Source organism: Streptomyces sparsus, from assembly GCF_054776295.1.
Map to the genome: position 1 here is coordinate 1 of NZ_BAAHCA010000782.1, position 2364 is coordinate 2364.

At 72.3% G+C, this 2364-nt stretch carries 3 protein-coding genes; 1 reads left to right on the forward strand and 2 read right to left on the reverse strand.

Annotation, left to right across the window (positions count from 1 at the left end; genetic code table 11):
• Both ACYVE9_RS23305 and ACYVE9_RS23310 read right to left on the reverse strand, forming a co-directional pair.
• A partial coding sequence (locus tag ACYVE9_RS23305; RefSeq protein WP_461029856.1) for a metallophosphoesterase family protein occupies positions 1-1485 on the reverse strand: 1485 nt, incomplete at its 3' end.
• A 123-nt stretch (positions 1486-1608) separates the two neighbouring features.
• Positions 1609-1959, reverse strand: a complete 351-nt coding sequence (locus ACYVE9_RS23310; RefSeq protein ID WP_461029857.1) for a metallopeptidase family protein — start codon at positions 1957-1959, stop codon at positions 1609-1611.
• A 209-nt stretch (positions 1960-2168) separates the two neighbouring features.
• On the opposite strand from ACYVE9_RS23310, the gene ACYVE9_RS23315 reads away from it, so the two are divergent.
• Positions 2169-2364: hypothetical protein (locus tag ACYVE9_RS23315; protein ID WP_461029858.1), on the forward strand; the 196-nt coding region annotated here is incomplete at its 3' end.

The window sequence follows — 2364 nt, forward strand, 5'->3', positions numbered from 1 at the left end:
GAGCCCGAGGCCGCCCAGGGTGATCGCGTCCCACGCCTGGAGCTCCCGGGTGTCCTGGTCGAAGTAGAGGATCGACGCCTGCACCTTGTCCGGCTCGGCGCCTTCCACCGCGCGCAGGCCGCTGCCGCCGGTGGAACCCTCCACCATCAGCCGGGTGCCGTTCTTCAGCGTGTACTGCTTGCGGTTGTGCGTGTGGCCGGCCAACGTCAGCGGCACCGCGCCGTCGGTCTCCTTGGCGAGTACGGGGTTGTGCGCCACGGCGATGTCCACCGGCTTGCCCTGGTCGCGCTGGGAGCGCAGCGACGTGGCCAACCGCCGGCCCGCCGCCCGCTCGGCCGGGTCGCCGGCCGCTGCGACCGAGCGGTCCGGGGTGAACTGCGGATCACCCCATCCGGCGATGCGCAGCCCGGCGAGCTTCACGGAGACGCCCTCGTCCAGCACGTGCACGTTCTCCTTGCCCTCCAGGTACGTCTGGGTGGCCCTGGAGTCGTGGTTGCCGCGCACCCACACGAAGGGCGCGCCGAGGTCCTCGACCGGGTCCAGGAACGCGTTCTCGGCGGCGGTCCCGTGGTCCATGGTGTCGCCCGAGTCGATGATGACGTCGATCTCGTACTGCTCCACCAGGGACTTGATGATCGTCCAGGCCGCCGGGTTGAGATGGATGTCGGACACGTGCAGCACGCGCGTCGTGGTCGGGTCCGGCTGGAACGTCGGCAGGGTCGAGGTGGCTTCGTACAGCTTCGTCACGTTGGTCACGAGCCGGGCGAGTTCCTGCTCGTAGATGCTGAAGTCGCTGACGATGTTGCGGGCGTCGCCCACCAGGCTCGGTGCTCCCGCCAGCAGCCCGGAGAACTTCGGTTCCAGCATCGCCTTCGCGTTCCAGGTGGCTGCCGCCGTCGCACCCGAGGCGACCAGCAGGGTCAGCGCCAGGCCGCCCGCGGCCATCGCCCTGCGGGGGCGGCGGTACACGGCGAGGCCCAACGCGGTCGCCCCCGCGACGACCGCCGCGCAGGACCGCACCGCCAGGTCCCGGGTGCCTGACTCGACGTCGCGGGTGACGCGCTCCTGGAGGCCGTTGAAGCGCTCCGGGCGGTCGATGAGCGAGCCGACGCGCTCCGGGTCGAGTCGGGTGACGTCGACGTCCAACCGCAGCGGCGCCCGGTGGTTCTCCAACTGCAGTGCGCCCAGGGGCGCGACGTTGATCTTCGTGCCGCCGTTGATCGACGGGCGCAGCGTCATGGTGGTGTCCATCGGACCGACCGGCTTGTGCACGTTGCCGACCACGAGCAGTCCCACCCAGGCGCCCAGCAGGGTCACCAGGACCAGGCCGACAGCCCGGGCGAAGGGATGCGGCCGGGCGGCAAGCTCCAGCCCGGGGGCGGCACGGGCACGGCGTCGCCGCCGCAGAGCGCCTGCGAGGCGGTTCACACCGTGTTCCACGGGACGGAGGCAGGCGCGCAGCAGCCTGTCGGGAGCACTGGCCATGGGAGGGCGTATGCCCCCACGCGAGCCCGACTATGCGGTATCGCGCATCTGTACCCACCATGGACGCGGCGCCCGCCTCGCGTGCGCCTGGGGCCCGCGCCTGTCCGTCGCCGTGGGGCGTGCTCAGCCCCAGCCGAGTTCGTGCAGTCGCTCGTCCTCGATGCCGAAGTGGTGGGCGACCTCGTGCACGACGGTCACGGCCACCTCGTGGACCACGTCGTCGGGGGACTCGCAGTAGCGCAGGGTCGGGCCCATGTAGATCGAGATCCGGTCGGGCAGCACCCCGGCGTACCACTCGCCGCGTTCGGTGAGCGGTGTCCCCTCGTAGAGCCCGAGCAGATCGGGGTCGGACGCGTCGGGTTCGTCCTCCACGAAGACGGCGACGTTGTCCATCATCCGCGTCAGCTCGGGCGGGATCCGGTCCAGCGCCTGGCTCACCAGTTCTTCGAAGGTCTCGCGTGTCATCTCCAGCACCCGGCCATTGTCCGTGACGCCCCGCGGATCCGGTGGTGCGCGTCGCCCCGCGGATCCGGGGGCCGCGTCACGGCCGACGGCAGGGGCACGTCGCCGGGCCGACGGCAGGGGAACGCCGCCGGTCCCGAGGCCGCCGGGCGTGTCCTCCGGACCGGCAACGGAGTTGGACAGGGCGCCCGCACCGCAGTCCGGTCCTGAGGAGTCCGCCCGTGCGCTGTCCCCGCGCCCTGTCCCGCACGACCGTCGCCGCGGCGGCGCTCGCCGCCCTCACCGGCTGCATGACCGTCGGCGCACCCGGCGACGATCACAAGCAGGCCCCGGTCGGCAACTCGTCGGTTCCGGACCCCGGCGGCACGGACGAGGTCGGCAACTGGGGCGCCGAGCAGCCGCGTGCCGCGTCGGACG